This window comes from Streptomyces sp. KM273126, from assembly GCF_004337435.2.
In the GTDB taxonomy this organism is placed as follows: domain Bacteria; phylum Actinomycetota; class Actinomycetes; order Streptomycetales; family Streptomycetaceae; genus Streptomyces; species Streptomyces acidicola.
The window spans coordinates 2763779-2781904 of the sequence record NZ_SJXB02000001.1; the positions used below are offsets into that span (position 1 = coordinate 2763779).

General features: G+C 68.9%; 16 protein-coding genes. 7 read left to right on the forward strand and 9 right to left on the reverse strand.

The window, feature by feature from the left end:
* Positions 1–45 precede the first annotated feature (45 nt).
* The 3 genes from E0500_RS11910 to E0500_RS11920 all read left to right on the forward strand — a co-directional run bounded on the left by E0500_RS11910 (position 46) and on the right by E0500_RS11920 (position 1667).
* Positions 46–510: a BlaI/MecI/CopY family transcriptional regulator gene (locus tag E0500_RS11910; protein WP_309505033.1), complete on the forward strand. Its 465-nt coding sequence runs from the start codon at positions 46–48 to the stop codon at positions 508–510.
* A gap of 9 nt (positions 511–519) precedes the next feature.
* Positions 520–1053 (forward strand): amino-acid N-acetyltransferase, encoded by a 534-nt coding sequence (locus tag E0500_RS11915; protein ID WP_131569862.1) that lies wholly within the window; start codon positions 520–522, stop codon positions 1051–1053.
* A gap of 278 nt (positions 1054–1331) precedes the next feature.
* Positions 1332–1667, forward strand: a complete 336-nt coding sequence (locus E0500_RS11920) for an Lsr2 family protein (RefSeq protein WP_131569864.1) — start codon at positions 1332–1334, stop codon at positions 1665–1667.
* Here the strand turns inward: E0500_RS11920 and E0500_RS11925 are convergent.
* Positions 1646–2380 carry an SCO3374 family protein gene (locus E0500_RS11925; protein ID WP_131569866.1) on the reverse strand — a complete coding sequence of 245 codons (735 nt, stop codon included), beginning with the start codon at positions 2378–2380 and terminating at the stop codon, positions 1646–1648. The genes E0500_RS11920 and E0500_RS11925 overlap by 22 nt on opposite strands.
* 430 nt (positions 2381–2810) lie before the next feature.
* Here E0500_RS11925 and E0500_RS11930 point away from each other — a divergent pair, with 430 nt between their 5' ends.
* Positions 2811–5336, forward strand: coding sequence for an ATP-dependent Clp protease ATP-binding subunit (locus tag E0500_RS11930; protein ID WP_131569868.1), 2526 nt, complete (start codon positions 2811–2813; stop codon positions 5334–5336).
* A 78-nt stretch (positions 5337–5414) separates the two neighbouring features.
* Here the strand turns inward: E0500_RS11930 and E0500_RS11935 are convergent, their stop codons facing one another.
* The 4 genes from E0500_RS11935 to E0500_RS11950 all read right to left on the reverse strand — a co-directional run bounded on the left by E0500_RS11935 (position 5415) and on the right by E0500_RS11950 (position 11110).
* A complete protein-coding gene (locus tag E0500_RS11935) occupies positions 5415–6074 on the reverse strand; it encodes an HAD family acid phosphatase (protein ID WP_131569870.1) in 660 nt (219 codons plus the stop codon).
* 118 nt (positions 6075–6192) lie between these two features.
* A complete protein-coding gene (locus E0500_RS11940) occupies positions 6193–9327 on the reverse strand; it encodes an NACHT domain-containing protein (RefSeq protein ID WP_131569872.1) in 3135 nt (1044 codons plus the stop codon).
* Positions 9328–9354: 27 nt separating this feature from the next.
* Positions 9355–10467, reverse strand: a complete 1113-nt coding sequence (locus E0500_RS11945) for a YhcG family protein (RefSeq protein WP_131569874.1) — start codon at positions 10465–10467, stop codon at positions 9355–9357.
* A 58-nt stretch (positions 10468–10525) separates the two neighbouring features.
* Entirely contained in the window at positions 10526–11110 is a 585-nt protein-coding gene (locus tag E0500_RS11950) for a TetR/AcrR family transcriptional regulator (RefSeq protein ID WP_131569878.1), read from the reverse strand.
* A gap of 240 nt (positions 11111–11350) precedes the next feature.
* Here E0500_RS11950 and E0500_RS11955 point away from each other — a divergent pair, with 240 nt between their 5' ends.
* The 3 genes from E0500_RS11955 to E0500_RS11965 all read left to right on the forward strand — a co-directional run bounded on the left by E0500_RS11955 (position 11351) and on the right by E0500_RS11965 (position 14121).
* A complete protein-coding gene (locus E0500_RS11955; protein ID WP_181586963.1) occupies positions 11351–12991 on the forward strand; it encodes an MDR family MFS transporter in 1641 nt (546 codons plus the stop codon).
* Positions 12992–13122: 131 nt separating this feature from the next.
* Complete coding sequence (locus E0500_RS11960; protein WP_131567285.1) at positions 13123–13575, forward strand: helix-turn-helix transcriptional regulator; 453 nt, start codon at positions 13123–13125, stop codon at positions 13573–13575.
* 96 nt (positions 13576–13671) lie between these two features.
* Positions 13672–14121: a VOC family protein gene (locus tag E0500_RS11965; RefSeq protein ID WP_131567329.1), complete on the forward strand. Its 450-nt coding sequence runs from the start codon at positions 13672–13674 to the stop codon at positions 14119–14121.
* A 47-nt stretch (positions 14122–14168) separates the two neighbouring features.
* Here E0500_RS11965 and cseC read toward each other — a convergent pair whose 3' ends face one another.
* The 4 genes from cseC to E0500_RS11985 all read right to left on the reverse strand — a co-directional run bounded on the left by cseC (position 14169) and on the right by E0500_RS11985 (position 17574).
* Positions 14169–15509: a two-component system sensor histidine kinase CseC gene (gene cseC, locus E0500_RS11970; RefSeq protein ID WP_131567331.1), complete on the reverse strand. Its 1341-nt coding sequence runs from the start codon at positions 15507–15509 to the stop codon at positions 14169–14171.
* Between the two features lie 101 nt (positions 15510–15610).
* Positions 15611–16318: a two-component system response regulator CseB gene (gene cseB, locus E0500_RS11975; RefSeq protein ID WP_131567287.1), complete on the reverse strand. Its 708-nt coding sequence runs from the start codon at positions 16316–16318 to the stop codon at positions 15611–15613.
* A 9-nt stretch (positions 16319–16327) separates the two neighbouring features.
* Entirely contained in the window at positions 16328–17035 is a 708-nt protein-coding gene (locus tag E0500_RS11980) for a hypothetical protein (RefSeq protein WP_131567289.1), read from the reverse strand.
* Positions 17023–17574 (reverse strand): SigE family RNA polymerase sigma factor, encoded by a 552-nt coding sequence (locus E0500_RS11985; protein WP_131567291.1) that lies wholly within the window; start codon positions 17572–17574, stop codon positions 17023–17025. The genes E0500_RS11980 and E0500_RS11985 overlap by 13 nt, the downstream gene beginning before the upstream one ends.
* Positions 17575–18126: the final 552 nt, after the last annotated feature.

An 18126-nucleotide genomic window follows, 5' to 3' on the forward strand; every position in this document is an offset into this window, starting at 1 on the left:
TGTTCTTCTTCTCCCGCTTCCCTCGCTTCCCCCACTTCTCCCGCGGTGGCGTCGAGTTCTGTCTCGCCCATTGGCAGAACTCGATACACCACCGCGATGACCGTTCTGGACAATCTCCATCAGAAGGGCCGGGTGCGACGCGAGGCCGAAGGCCGCGTCTATCGATATGAGCCGGTCTCAACTCGTGCCGCCCACGCGGCTGCTCTCATGAACGATGCCTGGCCCCACAGCGGCAACCCCGCGACCGCTCTCGTCGCCTTCTTCGGCATGATGAGCGAGGAACAGCGACAGGCCCTCCACGCCGCCGTACGTATCGTGCAAGGTCCCGGACCCGGGGAAACGACCGCTGCTCCGGCCGATAGCGCCGGCGAAGCCGCAGTCGATACCACTGGCGAAGCCGCAGCCGATACCTCTGCCGAAACCGGCGGCGAATCGTGGGACGAAACAGCCGCGCCCCCCAAGGACCCCGATGAGAACCCCGCCTCGGCGCAGGGCGGCACCGGGCGATAGCGTCCGGTCATGCCAGCGATGAGTCCCGAAGCCACCGCGAAAGCCATCACCGTCCGACGGGCCAGGACCAGCGATGTCCCGCATGTGCGCGGCCTGCTCGACGACTACGTCCGCCGGGGCATCCTGCTCGACAAAGCGACGGTCACGCTTTACGAGGACATCCAGGAGTTCTGGGTCGCGGAACGCGATGACAACGCCCAGGTGGTGGGGTGCGGTGCCCTGCACGTCATGTGGGAAGACCTCGCGGAAGTCCGCACCCTCGCGGTGAACCCCGAGGCCAGGGGGCTGGGGGTCGGCCACCAGTTGCTGCACAAGTTGCTGCACACCGCCCGCTGGTTGGGTGTTCGCCGGGTTTTCTGTCTGACCTTCGAAGTCGAGTTCTTCGCGAAGCACGGCTTCGTGGAGATCGGGGAGACTCCGGTCGACCGGGATGTCTACGCGGAGCTGCTGCGTTCCTATGACGAGGGCGTGGCGGAGTTCCTCGGTCTCGAACGAGTGAAACCGAACACCTTGGGTAACAGTCGGATGCTTCTGCATCTGTGATCGCCGGGGATCCGCACAACGACCGACAGGGATCGACAGAGATCGACAGGATCGGCAAGCGGTATTCCGGCGGACGTGCCATGCCCGCGTTCCCTATGTCCGAAACGCGTACGTTTCCGGTCTTCCCCGGGTCCGTGGCCTCTGTCAGGGGTTTGTGTTTTTCAAGGAAAAGCGGTTTGCTTTCCGACGTACTGCAGTACTGCATATAACAGGGGACTCGAAACAGCGGCTGCGGCCGCGGACCCTCGACCCTCAAGTTATCGATGAAAGGAAATCCGGTGGCACAGAAGGTTCAGGTCCTTCTTGTCGACGACCTCGACGGTGGCGAGGCGGACGAGACCGTGACGTTCGCGCTGGACGGCAAGACGTACGAGATCGATCTCACGACCGCCAATGCGGACAATCTCCGCGGCCTTCTTGAGCCGTACGTGAAGGGCGGGCGCCGTACCGGAGGTCGTGCTTCGGGCGGACGTGGAAAGGCACGCGCCGCCGCGGGCGGCAGCCAGGACACCGCACAGATCCGCGCCTGGGCGAAGGAGAACGGCTACGAGGTCAACGACCGCGGCCGCGTCCCCGCGTCCATCCGTGAGGCCTACGAGAAGGCGAACGCCTGATCGCTCAGGCGTCGCAGTCGGATCCGGTGGCACCGCGTCGCCACCGTGTCCACGAGTCGTACGAGGTCAGGGGCGGACCCACCGCCCCCCAGCGCCGACAGGGTCGGCAGCGACAGTTCCACCTCGCCTCCCGGCTCGGGGGGCCGCAGCCACACGGCGGCCCCCTGTGGACCGGCCCGGTCCACGGACGACGGCTGGAGCGGTGCCCCCGTGTCCGTACGGCCGGAGAGCGGGGACGTCCGCGCGCCCGGAACGGTCCGGGGCTCCACGGCCGCCGCGCGGTCGCCCCGAGGAAGAGGCCGGGGCGATGAGACCCCACTGTGGCCGTCCGGGCGGGACGTGAGCCGTGGGGTGCCGTGCGGCCAGGGCCGGGGGGCCTCGATACGGCCGCCCGCACCGACGGCCGTGAGGTCCAGTTCGAGGGTGCCCCAGTCGAGCCAGTCGAGCAGACCCGGCAGTTCGTCCGCGCTGCCCGCCGCGACCAGCAGCGCCATGCGCTCTCCGCGCAGCGCCACCGGCGAGCCCGGGGCCAGATGCCGCAGCGCCGCGAACCCCGCCTCCGCGGGAACGTCGAGCACATCGAAGCGCACGCCCGTACCGAGCCGTACCGGCGATCCGGGCAGCGTGGCCCAGCCGAGCTCGTTCTCGTACCACTCCCGCACCCGGTCGCCCGAGTCGAGCGGACGGCGGGGGAGGGGGACGATGGATGCCATGTCGGGAACAACTGCGCGAAGGGCGCCCGAGTTACTCTGGGTGGTGGATTATGTACACAGGGTGGTGGATCGGGGGGCGTCCAGGGGAGTGCGGCGGCGCAAGGATGTTCGCCCGTAGCGGAGGGAACCGGTGCGCGCGGCATGGAGTGTCAGTGCGTGCGGGTAAGACATGCCTAGTGGGAGGGGGCGACACGCAGGAAAGGCGGTTTCGCGTTCGCCATCGGCGTACTGATGGTGAGGCTAACCACCTGGCCTGCGGGAACATCGTCTCGCACCATCGGGTTGGAGCAGATGTCGGCGTTCGGGGTCAGGAGGCCAAGGACGGTGTCGGCAGTTGGAATGAGCGGTCCCCGCTTGCGGGACTAAGCTGCGGAAGGACAGCGAGGGGAGCGTCCCCTCACTGCCTGACCGCTCTGAGGAGCGATTAACGATGTTCGAGAGGTTCACCGACCGCGCGCGGCGGGTTGTCGTCCTGGCTCAGGAAGAAGCCCGGATGCTCAACCACAACTACATCGGCACCGAGCACATCCTCCTGGGCCTGATCCACGAGGGTGAGGGTGTCGCCGCTAAGGCCCTGGAGAGCCTCGGGATCTCGCTTGAGGCTGTCCGCCAGCAGGTGGAGGAGATCATCGGCCAGGGCCAGCAGGCGCCCTCGGGCCACATCCCCTTCACCCCCCGTGCCAAGAAGGTCCTGGAGCTGTCGCTCCGCGAGGCCCTTCAGCTGGGCCACAACTACATCGGCACGGAGCACATCCTGCTCGGCCTGATCCGTGAGGGCGAGGGCGTCGCCGCCCAGGTCCTGGTCAAGCTGGGCGCGGACCTCAACCGGGTGCGGCAGCAGGTCATCCAGCTGCTCTCCGGCTACCAGGGCAAGGAGACCGCCACCGCCGGCGGTCCTGCCGAGGGCACGCCCTCCACGTCCCTGGTCCTCGACCAGTTCGGCCGGAACCTCACCCAGGCCGCTCGTGAGTCCAAGCTCGACCCGGTCATCGGGCGCGAGAAGGAGATCGAGCGGGTCATGCAGGTGCTGTCCCGCCGTACCAAGAACAACCCGGTCCTGATCGGTGAGCCCGGCGTCGGCAAGACCGCCGTCGTCGAGGGCCTCGCCCAGGCCATCGTCAAGGGCGAGGTGCCCGAGACCCTCAAGGACAAGCACCTCTACACCCTGGACCTCGGCGCGCTGGTCGCCGGCTCCCGCTACCGCGGTGACTTCGAGGAGCGCCTGAAGAAGGTCCTCAAGGAGATCCGCACCCGCGGCGACATCATCCTGTTCATCGACGAGCTGCACACGCTGGTCGGTGCGGGTGCCGCCGAGGGCGCCATCGACGCAGCTTCGATCCTGAAGCCGATGCTGGCCCGCGGTGAGCTCCAGACCATCGGCGCCACCACGCTGGACGAGTACCGCAAGCACCTGGAGAAGGACGCGGCCCTGGAGCGCCGCTTCCAGCCCATCCAGGTCGCCGAGCCCTCGCTCCCGCACACCATCGAGATCCTCAAGGGTCTGCGCGACCGTTACGAGGCGCACCACCGCGTCTCCATCACGGACGAGGCCCTGGTCCAGGCCGCCACCCTGGCCGACCGCTACATCTCGGACCGCTTCCTCCCCGACAAGGCGATCGACCTGATCGACGAGGCGGGTTCCCGGATGCGCATCCGCCGGATGACCGCGCCGCCGGACCTCCGCGAGTTCGACGAGAAGATCGCCGGCGTCCGCCGCGACAAGGAGTCCGCGATCGACTCGCAGGACTTCGAGAAGGCCGCCTCCCTGCGCGACAAGGAGAAGCAGCTCCTTGCCGCCAAGGCCAAGCGGGAGAAGGAGTGGAAGGCCGGCGACATGGACGTCGTCGCCGAGGTCGACGGCGAGCTGATCGCCGAGGTCCTCGCCACGGCCACCGGCATCCCGGTCTTCAAGCTGACCGAGGAGGAGTCCAGCCGCCTGCTCCGCATGGAGGACGAGCTCCACAAGCGGGTCATCGGCCAGGTCGACGCCGTCAAGGCGCTGTCGAAGGCGATCCGTCGTACGCGTGCGGGCCTGAAGGACCCGAAGCGTCCCGGTGGTTCGTTCATCTTCGCCGGCCCGTCCGGTGTCGGTAAGACCGAGCTGTCCAAGGCGCTGGCCGAGTTCCTGTTCGGCGACGAGGACGCGCTGATCTCCCTCGACATGTCGGAGTTCAGCGAGAAGCACACGGTCTCGCGTCTCTTCGGTTCGCCCCCCGGCTACGTGGGCTACGAGGAGGGTGGCCAGCTGACGGAGAAGGTGCGCCGCAAGCCGTTCTCGGTCGTCCTCTTCGACGAGGTCGAGAAGGCCCACCCGGACATCTTCAACTCGCTGCTGCAGATCCTGGAGGACGGTCGCCTGACCGACTCCCAGGGCCGGGTCGTGGACTTCAAGAACACGGTCATCATCATGACGACCAACCTCGGCACCCGGGACATCTCCAAGGGCTTCAACCTCGGCTTCGCGGCCGCGGGCGACAAGAAGACCAACTACGAGCGCATGAAGAACAAGGTCTCGGACGAGCTGAAGCAGCACTTCCGGCCCGAGTTCCTCAACCGCGTCGACGACGTGGTCGTCTTCCCGCAGCTGACGCAGGACGACATCCTCCGGATCGTCGACCTGATGATCAGCAAGGTGGACGAGCGCCTGAAGGACCGGGACATGGGCATCGAGCTCTCCCAGGCCGCCAAGGAACTGCTGTCCAAGAAGGGTTACGACCCCGTGCTGGGCGCCCGGCCGCTGCGCCGCACGATCCAGCGCGAGATCGAGGACAGCCTGTCGGAGAAGATCCTCTTCGGCGAGCTCCGTCCGGGCCACATCGTGGTCGTGGACACGGAGGGCGAGGGCGACGCCAAGACCTTCACCTTCCGCGGTGAGGAGAAGTCGGCCCTGCCGGACGTCCCGCCGATCGAGCAGGCGGCCGGCGGCGCCGGTCCGAACCTGAGCAAGGAGGCGTAGCCTCCGCGCTCGACCCGAACGGAAAAGGGGCTGCCCCGGGAGAAACTCCCGGGGCAGCCCCTTTCCGCTGCTCACTTCTCAGGACAACTGGCCGTCGTAGTCCGGCAGCTTGAACGTCTTCTCGGCGTGCCCGCCCGACAGGTCCGTGGCGCTGTTGCCGATGTTCGCGATGATCGTGTAGCCCTGCGACTCGACGTCGGCGCGCTGGGCGGTCTTGTACTCGGCCACGTCCCTGAAGAGGTCGCCCAGGCCCCGGGTGTACAGTCCGGACACCTCGTAGCCGACGTGCTTCAGGTTGTACTCGGTCACCGAGGCGATGATGCCCGGTCGCGCGGTCACGAAGAACAGGGAGACGCCGTGCTCCTGCGCGTACTCGGCGACTTCGAGGACCGGCTTGTTGGCGGGCTGCGGGTAGCTGAAGCCGAAGTCGGTCTCCAGGGTGGTGTTGTCGATGTCGAAGACGATCGCCTGCTTCTCGCCCGGGGCGGTGTTCGCGATCCGCTGCTGTACGTAGGGCAGTGCCTGGTCCATCACGGCCTGGCAGTCCTTCTGCCAGGTGTCGTAGTCGACGTCGGCGGCGGTGACCGCGGGGGAGGCGGTGGCCGTCGTGGTGGAGGCGGTGGCCGTCGTGGTGGTGCTCGGGCCGGTCGCGGCGCCGGCGGGGCCGGCCATCGTCACGACGGCGGCCAGGGCGACGGCGGCGATGCCCGTACGGCGCGTCCAGGGGCGTGTGGTCATGGGTGTGGGGGTCCTCTCACGTCCACGCTGATGGTGAGTGTCAGGTGCATGCTCGTGGACAAGGATGGACCCCAAGAGGCCTGGGAGTTACCTGCCGGTAATGATAGTGAGAGGTGGATCACAGCACGTTGTGCCTCGTTTCGATGGCCGGGGTGACCGGAAGGGCCGCGAGGAGGTGCTCCGGCACCTCGGCGGTCTCCGAGTCGAGACCGATCGAGATGGATTGGAGGTTGGGGAAGAGCGCCGGGATCTCCGAGAGGCCCTCTTCACGCCCGGTGAACCTGCGGAGCCACAGGCTGCGGATACGGGGCAGCGGAGGGCCGGGCCAGCCGACCGCCTGCCAGTTGATCCGCAGTTCCGCCAGTTCGGGCAGCCGGGCCACCTCCGCGTAGTCCTCGGGGGCGAGCTCCCCGAACAGGTGGCCAAGACTCAGCTGCCGCAGCGACCGGAACCGGTGCAGCCCACGCAGCCCGGTGCGCCACAACGCCCGCTTGGAAAGGCGCAGAAACCGCAGGGGCAGGTCCGGGGAAAGCGCCTCGTCGAGGGACTCGGCGTCCAGCGTCACACCGATGTCCAGTGAGCGCAGCGTGGCTGAACCGGAGAGCGCGGACAGGACGCCCGGCCGCTCCAGGCCCGCCATCTGATCCAGCGACAGCCACTCCAGCGGCAGCCGGGACACCGGAGCGAGGTCGTCCATCCCCGGGCACCCGCTGAGGTCCAGATAGGTGAGCCGCTCGGCGCCCGACAGACAGCCGAGATCCTGCAGCGCGGCATTCTCGCGTATGTGGAGCTGGAGCACCTCGCCGGACGACAGCGCGGCGCTCAGCTCGGACGGATCCAGATCGCCGACGAGCTGGAGGGCCCGCCGACCACCCAGTTCACCCAGGAAACGCAGCTGCTCCTCCGACTGCACGGAGAAGAAGAGGTCGTCCTCGTGGAGATGGGCGATGACCTCCCACCCGTACCGTCGGGTCGCGAACCGGTGCCAGGTCCAGGTGAGCTGGGTGCGCACGTTCAGCACCGGGTGCGACCGGAACCGGGCCAACACCGGCACAGCCGCCTCCGTGCCGACGAGCGACGCCGTGACCACCACAGCCCGCGCCTCGGCGTCGGTCAGCCCCTCCGGTCCGGGCAGCAGCTCCAGTACGAGCGGCCCGGCCTCGGCGAGGGCGCGCGCCTCCTCCGTCGTGCCCGGCGGGATCAGCGCGGCGGCGTTCCGCTCGACCTCGGCGCGGACGCGCGGGTCGAGCTCCGTCGCGTGTTCCAGTGCGGCGAGCGCGAGGAGCCGTACGCGCGTGGCGGCCGGGCCCTCCAGGCGTTCCGCGGAGGCGGTCAGGTCCCGGAGCAGTTCGCTCCGTTCGCGCGGCCGGGCGTGCGCCACGGCCATCCGCACGACATCCGCCCACTGTTCGTCCACGGCGCCCCGTACCAGCAGCCCGAAGTCACCGTCCTCCACGGCCGCCTTCGCGCCGAGGTAGTCCTGGAAGGTGCGGTGCACGAACTCCACCGTGCCGGCGGCGGGTTCGCGGAGCACACCGCTGCGGATGAGGAGGTGCCGCAGGATCTCCCCGGCGTCACCCTGCGCGGCGGCGGCCGGCACGGAGGGCAGGGCATCGGCGATGATCCGCTCGGCGCGCTCACGGTCCATCTCGGACTGGTGGTTGCGGATCAGCCAGTACGCGAGCCGCTGGAGCAGCTGGATCTGAGGGAGCTCGGTGAGCCGGATGCCGCCGCCCCGCTCACCGTGCTGGAACATGTCCCGCTCCTCGTCGCGCCGCGACAGCAGCATCGACAGTGCCGCGTCATACAACTCCCGCCTGCCGTGGGGGAGGTAACCGCGCCGGTCCCGGTGCAGAGCGCAGACCAGACCGCACATCAGGGGGTTGGTGGCGAGGCGGCCGAGGTCCGGTTTGGTCTGGACGGCGTCGAGCAGGGAGCGCTCGTAACCGTCGAGGACGCCGGGGTCGGGTACGTCGAGGCGGGCCGCCGTGTGCCAGCGGGCGATGAACGCGGCGACGTCGTCCCGGCTCATGGGCATCAGCGCCAGCTCCGTGAAGCCGTCCGGGGTGAGCCAGTCCTCCCTTACGGCGGACGGGCGGGAGGTCACCAGCCACAGGTTTCCGGGATAGACGTCCAGCAACTCACGCAGCCAGCGGCGGGTGCGCTCGCGCTCCCGCTCGGGGATCTCGTCGATGCCGTCGACGAGCAGCAGCCCGCGGCGGGCGCTGAGCACGCGGTCCGCCCATCCGGCCGGCTGGGTGGAGTGGAAGGGGACGCGGACGGCGTCCAGGAAGGCATCGGGTGCGGGGAGCCCGCCGGGGCGGCGGACGAGCGTCCGCAGCGGCAGGACGAAGGGGATACGGTCGCCACGCTCGCCCCGGGCCGCCGTGACCGCCAGCCACTGCACGAGGGTGGTCTTCCCCGAGCCGGCCACGCCGCGCAGGAGAACGCGGTCATGGTCGGCCAGAGCCTGTTCGGCGGGCAGCGCGGTGGCGCCGGAGGCGGGGTGCGGCCCGTCAGAGCCGGCCGCCTCGGTGTCCTCGGGCGGACGCATGGCCTGGAGGCTGAGGTACGCGGCGTCGAGGGGCCAGCGTTCGGGGGAGTTGACCAGGTCGATGCCGTAGATGGTGAGATGGCTGTGGATCCTGGCGACGTAGTCGAGATAGCGCTCCTCGAAGGCGCTGTCGGTGCCGCCGGGCGGTTCTGTCCGGGCAATCAACTCATCCACCTTCGCCACGAGTTCGCGCTGTCGTCGGGTCTGCTCGACAAGAGTGCGCGGGACAAAGGTGGACCGCTGGGTGAAGAAGTGCAGGATGTGCAGGCAGGCCGTGGCGAGGATCCGGCCGTAGAACAGGCTCGCGTCGAAGGAGAGGTCGCGGTCCGGATTGCCGCTCGCCGAGCGGAGGTTGGCGGCGAGGATCTCGTGCCCGAGTTCCACCGCCTGGACGTCTGTCATGGTGAGGTCGCCGAGGGCGTACAGGGTGTCGGCGAGGGCGTGGACGACGGCCTGCTCCTCGTCGGCATGGATGGGCCGCTCACCGTCCTTGAGGGCCCGCTTCACCAGCTCGGCACAGAGCTTGTGCAGGTCAGGCCGGGTGAGCGTGCGCTTCTCGCCCTTGAACGACACGAACGCGGCTATCCGCACGGGTCTGTCGACCAGCCCGGCGCCCGGCCCCTCCACCACGAACAGCTTCTTGACGAGCGGCGTCACCACGCTCGACGCCAACCTGAGGCCTACAGCTGCTGGTTCCATGTCACTCCCCCGAGGCGTGGACGCAGGTCAGCGTAGCGGCTTCGGAGCTGATGGGTCGTCCGGACGGCCGACGGAGTCGATCGCTTCGACGGCATCGATGGCTTCCTGGACGACGCGTGACAAGTCCTCCTCGGAGGGGACGAGTTCCCGTTCGGCAGGGGAGAGCGTCGAGTAGTTCGTCACGGCCAACGGGTTGTTGCTGGCGTCGAGGGCGAGCTGCACAGCGGCCTTGTTGTGCCGGGTGCCGATGAGGAAGCCGATCGTCGGATCGTCCCGCTCCTTGTTGCGCACCATCTGATCGACCACGCTCACATAGAAGTTGAGCTTGCCGACATGCTCGGGCCGTACGTCCTTCGTCTTGAGCTCGAAGACGAAGTAGCGGTGCAGTTTGAGGTGGTAGAAGTGCAGGTCGATGCGGTACTCCTCGCCGCCGATGAGGACCGGGTACTGGCGGCCCACGAAGGCGAAGCCGACGCCCAGTTCGGTGAGGAAGCGGACCATGTTGGCGACGATCGCCTCTTCGAGCTCGTGCTCGGCGTGGTGCTCGTCGAGACCGAGGAAGTCGAGTCGGTACGGGTCCCGGGCCAGCTCCTTGAGCACCACCGACTCGTCGGGGACGGTCACGTCGAAGTTGGTGGGCGCCGAGCCCTGGGTGAGATGCAGGTCCTGGTGGATGAAGCGGTCCAGCAAGGAGCGGGACCAGCCGTTGTGGACGGCTTCGGTGACGTAGAAGTCCAGGTCGGATCGGGTTTCGAGCTTGTCCATGAGGAGGGTGATGTGGCCCCACGGCAATTGTGCAACAGGCTGTTGCACAATTGGCTCCGGCCAGGTGCGGGCCATCTTCTGCATGTACAACAGGTTGCGTCGCGAGAAGCCGCGCTGGTTCGGGAACGCCGCCTTCAGGTCCGCGGCGAGCCGGCCCACCACCTTGGTGCCCCAGCCCTCCTGCTCCTGCCGGGCGAGGATCAGCTTGCCGATTTGCCAGTACATCCGGACGAGTTCGGTGTTCACGGCTCGCTGCGCGCGGAGCCGTGCGCCCGCGACGGTGTCCTTGACCTCTCCCAGCAGGTCGCCGTACCAGGAGGGGAGTGCGCCGAGCTGGGCGGGGACGATGGCCTCGGCCTTGGTGTTCTTGTGCATGGGGTGAGGGTGTTTGGTTCTGGCTGGCCGCAGAGGCGCCGTAGGGATTGCGGGACGCTCACGCGCCGCGGGCGCCCCCGTGTGCCTGTGTCACGAGGTCGATCGCGACCTCCAGGGCCGCCTTGCGCTTCTCCTCGGGGTCGCCCTCGACGTCCTTGAGGGCGAACATCCCCGCGTGCATCGTGAAGAGCGCGCTCACGCAGCGGACCTGGTCGATCAGGGGCATGTCCGGCTCCTTGATGATGTCCATCATCACCACCATGCGGTCCTTGAACGACTCGCCGACGCTCAACTCCCGTACGGTCGCCTGGTTCTCGTGCATGAAGCGGAAGAGCGGTGACGCAGCCGCCAGGGCCTCGCTGTAGCGGCGGAGGACCTCTTGTTTGGTGGCGAGGCCGTGCGGCTGTTCCTTCGCCCACACGATCAGCTCGTCCATCGGCCGGGTCATGTCCTGGAACAGGCTGATGAGGATGTCTTCCTTGGTCTTGAAGTGGTAGTAGAGGGCGGCCTTGGTGACGGCGAGCCGCTCGGCGATCTCGCGCAGCGACGTCTTCTCGTACCCCTGTTCGGCGAACAGTTCCAGTGCCACGTCCTGGATGCGCTGGCGGGTGTCCCCCCGGCGCTGGTGCTTCGTGCCGCCCATGCTGCCCGTGTTCTCCGTGCCACCCATGGTGCCGCCGCCCATCGTCGTACTCCTTGTGCTCCCCGACGGCCCGCCGGTCAAGCCTGGGAAAACTTACTTGACGACCGGCTAGTTCCGCGTCTACGTTCCCTCAGTGTAGTCAACTAGCCGGTCGACAAGTAAGTGCCAGGGGGCGTCAGCGGATGCCAATGAGTGGCGGAGCGGTCGGGGCCGGCGGCATCCAGGAAATGGGGACGGACGATGGCGGACGCTGTTATGGACACGGAGAAGGCCGAGGGCGGTGAACAACCGAGGAGCGTACGCGTCGTACTGCTCGCCCTCATGATCGCGATGCTGCTCGCGATGCTCGACAACATGATCATCGGGACGGCCATGCCGACGATCGTCGGCGAACTGGGCGGGCTCGAGCACCTGTCGTGGGTCGTCACCGCGTACACTCTCGCCACCGCCGCCTCCACCCCGATCTGGGGCAAGGTCGGCGACATGTACGGGCGCAAGGGCGCCTTCCTCAGCTCGATCGTGATCTTCCTGATCGGATCGGCGCTCAGCGGCATGGCCCAGGACATGGGGCAGCTGATCGGGTTCCGGGCCGTTCAGGGGCTCGGCGCCGGCGGGCTCATGGTCGGGGTCATGGCGATCATCGGCGACCTGATACCTCCCCGTGAGCGTGGCAAGTACCAGGGCATGATGGCCGGCGTGATGGCGTTCGCCATGATCCTGGGGCCGCTGGTGGGCGGCACGATCACCGACCACTGGGGATGGCGCTGGTCGTTCTACATCAACCTGCCGCTGGGCGTGGTCGCGCTGATCGCCGTCTCCGCCGTACTGCACCTGCCGAAGAAGACCGAGAACCGTTCGTGGCGGCGCATCGACTTCCTCGGGGCCGCACTTCTGACCGTGGGCATCACCTCCATCGTGCTCGTCACGACGTGGGGCGGGACCGAGTACGCGTGGGGCTCGGCCGTGATCATGGAGCTGACCGCGATCGGGGTGGTCTCGCTCGTGGGCTTCCTCTTCTGGGAGACCAAGGCGGCGGAGCCGGTGATGCCGCTGCACATCTTCAGGAGCCGGAACTTCACGCTGATGTCGGTGATCGGCTTCATCACCGGGTTCGTGATGTTCGGGGCCGTGCTGTTCCTGCCGCTGTACCAGCAGTCGGTGCAGGGGGCGTCCGCGACCAACTCGGGCCTGCTGTTGCTGCCCATGCTGGGTGCGATGCTCGCCGTGTCGATGGTGGCGGGGCGGGTGACCACGGGGACCGGCAAGTACAAGGTGTTCCCGGTGGTCGGCAGTGTGCTGATGACGGCGGGGCTCTTCCTGCTCTCCCAGATGGACACGGGGACGTCGCGGCTGACGTCCGGGCTCTTCATGGCCGTGCTCGGGGCGGGCATGGGGTGTCTGATGCAGATCACCATGCTGGTCGCGCAGAACAGCGTCGAGATGAAGGACATGGGTGTCGCCTCGTCGTCGACGACCCTCTTCCGGACGCTCGGGTCGTCCTTCGGTGTCGCGATCATGGGCGCGCTGTTCAACAGCCGGGTGCAGGACGTCATGGCCGAACGGGCCGGAGACCTCGGGTCCAAGGTGACCGAGCAGTCGGCGCAGCTGGACGCGGCGAGCCTGGCGAAGCTGCCGGCGGCGGCGCGGGAGGCGTACCAGTACGCGGTGTCCGGGGGGACGCACTCCGCGTTCCTGCTGGGGGCCGCGGTGGCTGTGCTGGCCCTCGTGGCTGCCGTGTTCGTGAAGGAGGTTCCGCTCAGGGGGCGGGGGCTCCGAAGCCGGGTGAGGGCGCGGGGGCCTCCGAGGGCGCGGCCGGGGAGGTCGCGGGAGCGAAGGCGGTCGCCGAGGCTGTGTGAGGGGGCGCCAGTAGGGAGGGGCTGAGTACTCAAGTGCTCAGCCCCTCCGGCGTCTGAGAAGCGTCTCAACGGGGCGTGACAGCGGGGCGTCTCAACGGGGCGTGACAGTGGGCGTCTCAGCGGGGTGTGTCAGTGGGGCGTGTCAGCATCGGGAGCATGGACAGGCTGCGACAGCTTCGGCTGGCCAAGGACGTGATGGACCGGGAGTGGGCCGAGCCCGGCCTCGACCTGGACGCGGTCGCGGCGCGTGCGGGGTACTCGCGGTACCACTTCATCCGGGCCTTCAAGGAGACGTACGGGGAGACGCCGGGGCAGTACCTCACCCACCGGCGCATCGACCGGGCCGAGGACCTCCTGCGCACCGCGAACCTGTCAGTGACGGAGATATGCCACCTGGTCGGGTTCAGCAGCCTCGGCACCTTCTCGGCCAGGTTCAAGGCCTGGACGGGCCTCACCCCGAGCGAGTACCGGGCGAAGCACGTGGGCCGTGGGGCCGCGCTGATCCCCGGGTGCTACGCGATGCTGTGGGCCGGGGGCTGGCGGGCGAAGCCCGGTCAGGAGCCCTGTGAGAAGCGCGGGCAAGGCAGCAATTCCGAAGAAGCGGGCTGACATGCGGTCCGCCTAGCGTGGCAGGGCGCACGCATGCCCCGGGCGAAGGGGTACGCGCACCTCAGTCACGTCATCCCGTACGAGCAGGAGCACGTCATGATCAAGGGACTCGCCATCTCGACCATCTGGGTTCTCGACCAGGACCGGGCCAAGGAGTTCTACACGGAGAAGCTGGGCCTGGAGGTGCGGACCGACATGACCATGGGCGACGGCGGCATGCGCTGGCTCACCGTCGGCGTGCCGGACCAGCCCGACGTCGAGCTGACCCTGATGGTGCCCGGGCCGCCCGCCATGGACCCGGAGTCCGGGGAGATGGTCAGGAAGCTCGTCGCCAAGGGGGCCCTGGGGGCCGGAGTTCTCGCCACGGACGACATCCACGGGGACTACAAGAGGCTCAAGGACCGGGGCGTGGAGTTCCTCCAGGAGCCCCAGGAGCGGCCGTACGGGACCGAGGCCCTGTTCCGGGACGACTCCGGGAACTGGTTCTCCTTCACCCAGCGCCGCGAGGGCGGCCCCGACTTCGACAAGGAGTGGGCAACTGGCTGAGAGGGGTCCGGCTGAGAGGGGTCCGGCTGGGACGGGCCCCCGCCGGGCTACGGCAGCATCGGATAACTGCCCGTGTTCGTCGGGGCGTGCTCGGGAAGCCACAGCACCGCCACCGCCCCCTCGGCGGGCACGTCCTCGGGCACACCGGCCGGGCGTACGTTGCGGAAGGTCAGGCGGGCGCCGAGCACCCGGGCCTGGCCGGCCGCGATGGTCAGGCCCAGGCCGTGGCCCTGGCCAGCGCGGTCGGACGCGCCCGTACGGAAACGGCGCGGGCCGTCGGCCAGCAGGTCCTCCGGGAAACCGGGACCGTGGTCGCGGACCCGGATCACACGGCCCTCGACCGTGACCTCGATCGGCGGCCTGCCGTGCTTCGCCGCGTTGGCGAGCAGGTTGAAGAGGACGCGTTCCAGGCGGCGCGGGTCCGTCGTGACCTCCGACTCGTGGACCACCTGTACCGCGATGTCCGCGTCCTTCGCGGCGACGCGCCGCGCCACGAACTCGCCCAGCATGATGTCCTGCAACTCGGCCCGCTCGGAGGCGCTGTCCAGCCGGGCCACCTCCAGGACGTCCTCCACGAGCGTGCGCATCGCCTGGGCACGGTCGCGGACCAGCTCCGAGGGGCGCCCCGGAGGCAGGAGCTCCGCCGCCGTCAGGAGGCCCGTGACCGGAGTGCGCAGTTCGTGTGCGATGTCCGCCGTCACCCTCCGCTCGGCCTCGATGCGCTGCTGGAGCGCGTCCGCCATGGCGTCCACGGCCCGCGCGAGATCGTCGGTCTCGTCGCGTACGACACCGCCGATCGCGTCCCGGACCCGTACGTCGGTCTCGCCCTTGGCGACCTGGTTCGCCGCCGATGCCGCCTTGCGCAGCCGGCGCGACATCTGGCCGCCGATGAGTACACCGAGTGCGCAGCCACCGAACACGACCGCGATCGAGCCGATGACCAGGGCCTGGTCGAGGTCCTTCATGATGTCGGCGCTGCGGTCGGTGAACCGGGTGTGGAGGGACAGCACCCTGCCGTCCTTCAGCGGCACCGCGGCCCATATGTCCGGCACGCCGTGCGGGCCGTCGGCGACGTACGTGGCGCGTCGGCCCTCCGACACCTTCACCAGCAGGTCCTGCGGGATCGTGGGGTCGTCGACCCGCACCCCGAACGCCCCCGGGTTCTGTTGGCGTCCCGACTCGTACATGCGCTGGGCGACCTGGATCCGCTCGTCCGCCAGGTCGCGGGAGTTGTCCAGCATCGACACGCGTGCCGCGTTGTGCACGACCAGGCTCAGCGCGAGCGCCACCAGCGCGCCGACCAGGGCGATCGCCGCGCTCAGCTTCCAGCGCAGACCGGTGCGCAGGCCGAAGCCGGTGCGCGTCAGCCGCCCGGCCAGCCGTGCCACAGGGCCGCCTGCCGGTCGTCCCACCTCTGTACCTCTGAACCTCTGTACCGCTGTCACCCCTGACCTCTGAACCTCTGTCACCCCTGCTCAGGCCTTCCTGCTCAGGCCTTGAGCTTGTAGCCGAAGCCGCGGACGGTCTCGATCCGGTCCTGACCGATCTTCGTCCGCAGCCGCTGCACATGGACGTCCACGACCCGGGTGTCCCCGCCCCAGCCGTAGTCCCACACGCGTTCGAGCAGCTTGTCACGGGACAGCACCGTGCCGGGCGCCGAGGAGAACTCCAGCAGCAGCCGCATCTCGGTCGGCGTCAACGCCACCGGCAGCCCGGACCGCCGTACCTCCATGCCCTCGGTGTCGACCTCCAGCTCACCGAAGGACAGGACGCCACCGACCGCGCCCGCCCCATGGCCGTCCCCCTTCGCCGCGCCGCCGCTCGCGTGCCCGAACCGGCGCAGTACCGCCCGGATGCGCGCGACCAGCACGGCGCCGTCGAACGGTTTGGTCACGTAGTCGTCGGCGCCCGCCTCCAGGCCCAGGACGACATCGATGGAGTCGGCCCGGGCCGACAGCATGATCACGGGAACGGTCGACTCGTCCCGGATGCGCCGGCAGAGACTGACCCCGTCCAGGCCCGGCAGCATCACGTCCAGCAGCGCGATGTCGGGGCGGTCGGCGCGGAACGCGTCCAGGCCGGCCAGCCCGTCGGGCACGGCGGTGACCGCGAAGCCGTCCCGCTCCAGGGCGAGTTGGGTGGCCTCGCGGATGACGTCGTCGTCCTCGACGAACAGTACGTGGGTCTGCTCTGCCATCCGTTGCCCTCAACTGCTCTCTGTCGGCTTCAGTGTCTCCGCGGGCGCCACCGTGGGCACCGGGACCGGCTCCGTGGCGTCGGTGTCGCCCACCGCGCTGCTGTAGTCGTTGTGCGTACGGGATTCTTCCGCGAAGCGGTTCATGCTCCAGCGGTAGGTGATCACTTCCTCGCTGGACGGGAACTCGACCGGGTCGCCCTTGCCGTACAGCTGCTGGGTCACCACCAGGGCGCCCCGGTCGATCTCCGCGTACACCGGGGGTTCCTCGGCCCTGAAGACGTTCTCGTAGCCGCTGCGCTTCGCCCGGTACACGTACGAGGCGACGCCGACCGCGTCCCCGCAGGTCATCACGTTGACCACGATGTCGTTGGCGGATCCGCCGGTCAGCCTGCCGTACGACACGTCGACCGGGTACTCGTCGGCCACGCACGGCTGGAGATCCCGCTTGACCGCTTTGCCGACCCTGGGGTCCGCCTTGACCAGTTCGACCACCTGGGCGGTGGTCTCGCGGCTCTCGGTGGGTGAGACGGTGGGCGAGGCGGTGCCCTTGGCCCGTGAGTCGTTGCCCGCCGGGCCCTCGTCGCGGGCACCGGTGCCGCCGGTGCCGCAGGCGGCGACGAAAAGCCCGAGGGCGGTGATCACGGCCACTGCCGTGATCACCGCCTTCAGGGCCTGGCCGGTGCCGTCAGGCCCCGGCCGGTTGCTCAGGCCGCGCAACGCTCCCGCTCCTTAATGGGTTCGAGCGCGCGGGCGGCGCGTTCTGCTTGGTCCCGGCTCTCCAGCTCCTCGCGGAGCCGGGCCAGCGCCCGGTGCAGCGTGCTCTTGACCGTTCCGGCCGACATTCCGAGGGCTGCGGCCGTCTCCTCCGTGGACATCTGCTCCCAGTGTCGCAGCACCACGACGCTGCGTTGCTTGGGAGCGAGCACCTTCATCACATCCATCAGCAGGGCGCGGTCCGCGTGCTGCTCGGTGGGGTCGTCGACGGAGGCGTCCGGGAGCTGCTCGGTCGGCACCTCCTCCAGCTTCCGGGCCCGCCACCACTCGGTCCGGGTGTTGATCATCACGCGGCGGAGGTAGGCGTCCGCGAGCCGCTTGTCCGCGATGCCGTCCCAGCGACCGTACGTACGCGCGAGAGCCGTCTGCAGCAGGTCCTGTGCGTCGACCGGGTCCGGAACCAGCCGGCGGGCGCTGCGCAGCAGCGCGTCCTGCCGAGTGCGGACGTACTCCTCGAATTCGAGCACCTCGCCGTGCGCCATTCCAACCGCCTCCGTTCCCCGTGTCCCGGCCCGTGCCCCTGCCCGCCGCCGGTCGCTGTCGCTTGTCGCCGCACCGCTTTTCGTGTGTTCCTGCGGTACGGCAATGAAGCTACGGAGCCGTTGTCACGGGGCTGTCCGAGAGAGCCTGCGGAGAACGCTCGGCTGTCCGTCGGTTGTGTAACGGAAGTAGGGCCGGGCTAAAGAGGAGGGCCCTTTGGGGTGAGTATGGGGTGATTTGCCGGGCGGAGTTGTGTGTCGCTGAGCAGAGCGCTGTGACACGGCTGAGGGCGGGACCGGGGAGGGGCAGGGCCGGGACAGAGACCGGACCGAGGTGAGACAGAGACCGGACCGAGGTGAGACAGAGCCCGGACCTGAGTGGCGTGACCGCAAACGGGGGCGACCGCCGTCGTTACACGAGGCGGTCGCCGTCACCCGGCCGAGGCGGTCGCTGTCACTGGCCGAAGCCGTCGCCGTTACCGCGCCGAGGTGGTCGCCCTCACCGGGTCCAAGCGGTCGCCGTGACCACGGCGAGGCGGTCAGCCCCGCGATCAG

What these genes read in the sequence shown, in the direction of transcription:
- E0500_RS11960 (WP_131567285.1), top strand. Translation starts at nt 13,123, where the DNA reads ATGGACAGGCTGCGACAGCTTCGGCTGGCCAAGGACGTGATGGACCGG.
- E0500_RS11955 (WP_181586963.1), top strand. Translation starts at nt 11,351, where the DNA reads ATGGCGGACGCTGTTATGGACACGGAGAAGGCCGAGGGCGGTGAACAA.
- cseB (WP_131567287.1), bottom strand. Translation starts at nt 16,318, where the DNA reads ATGGCAGAGCAGACCCACGTACTGTTCGTCGAGGACGACGACGTCATC.
- E0500_RS11935 (WP_131569870.1), bottom strand. Translation starts at nt 6,074, where the DNA reads ATGACCACACGCCCCTGGACGCGCCGTACGGGCATCGCCGCCGTCGCC.
- E0500_RS11985 (WP_131567291.1), bottom strand. Translation starts at nt 17,574, where the DNA reads ATGGCGCACGGCGAGGTGCTCGAATTCGAGGAGTACGTCCGCACTCGG.
- E0500_RS11950 (WP_131569878.1), bottom strand. Translation starts at nt 11,110, where the DNA reads ATGGGCGGCACGAAGCACCAGCGCCGGGGGGACACCCGCCAGCGCATC.
- E0500_RS11930 (WP_131569868.1), top strand. Translation starts at nt 2,811, where the DNA reads ATGTTCGAGAGGTTCACCGACCGCGCGCGGCGGGTTGTCGTCCTGGCT.
- E0500_RS11925 (WP_131569866.1), bottom strand. Translation starts at nt 2,380, where the DNA reads ATGGCATCCATCGTCCCCCTCCCCCGCCGTCCGCTCGACTCGGGCGAC.
- E0500_RS11945 (WP_131569874.1), bottom strand. Translation starts at nt 10,467, where the DNA reads ATGCACAAGAACACCAAGGCCGAGGCCATCGTCCCCGCCCAGCTCGGC.
- E0500_RS11965 (WP_131567329.1), top strand. Translation starts at nt 13,672, where the DNA reads ATGATCAAGGGACTCGCCATCTCGACCATCTGGGTTCTCGACCAGGAC.
- E0500_RS11940 (WP_131569872.1), bottom strand. Translation starts at nt 9,327, where the DNA reads ATGGAACCAGCAGCTGTAGGCCTCAGGTTGGCGTCGAGCGTGGTGACG.
- E0500_RS11915 (WP_131569862.1), top strand. Translation starts at nt 520, where the DNA reads ATGCCAGCGATGAGTCCCGAAGCCACCGCGAAAGCCATCACCGTCCGA.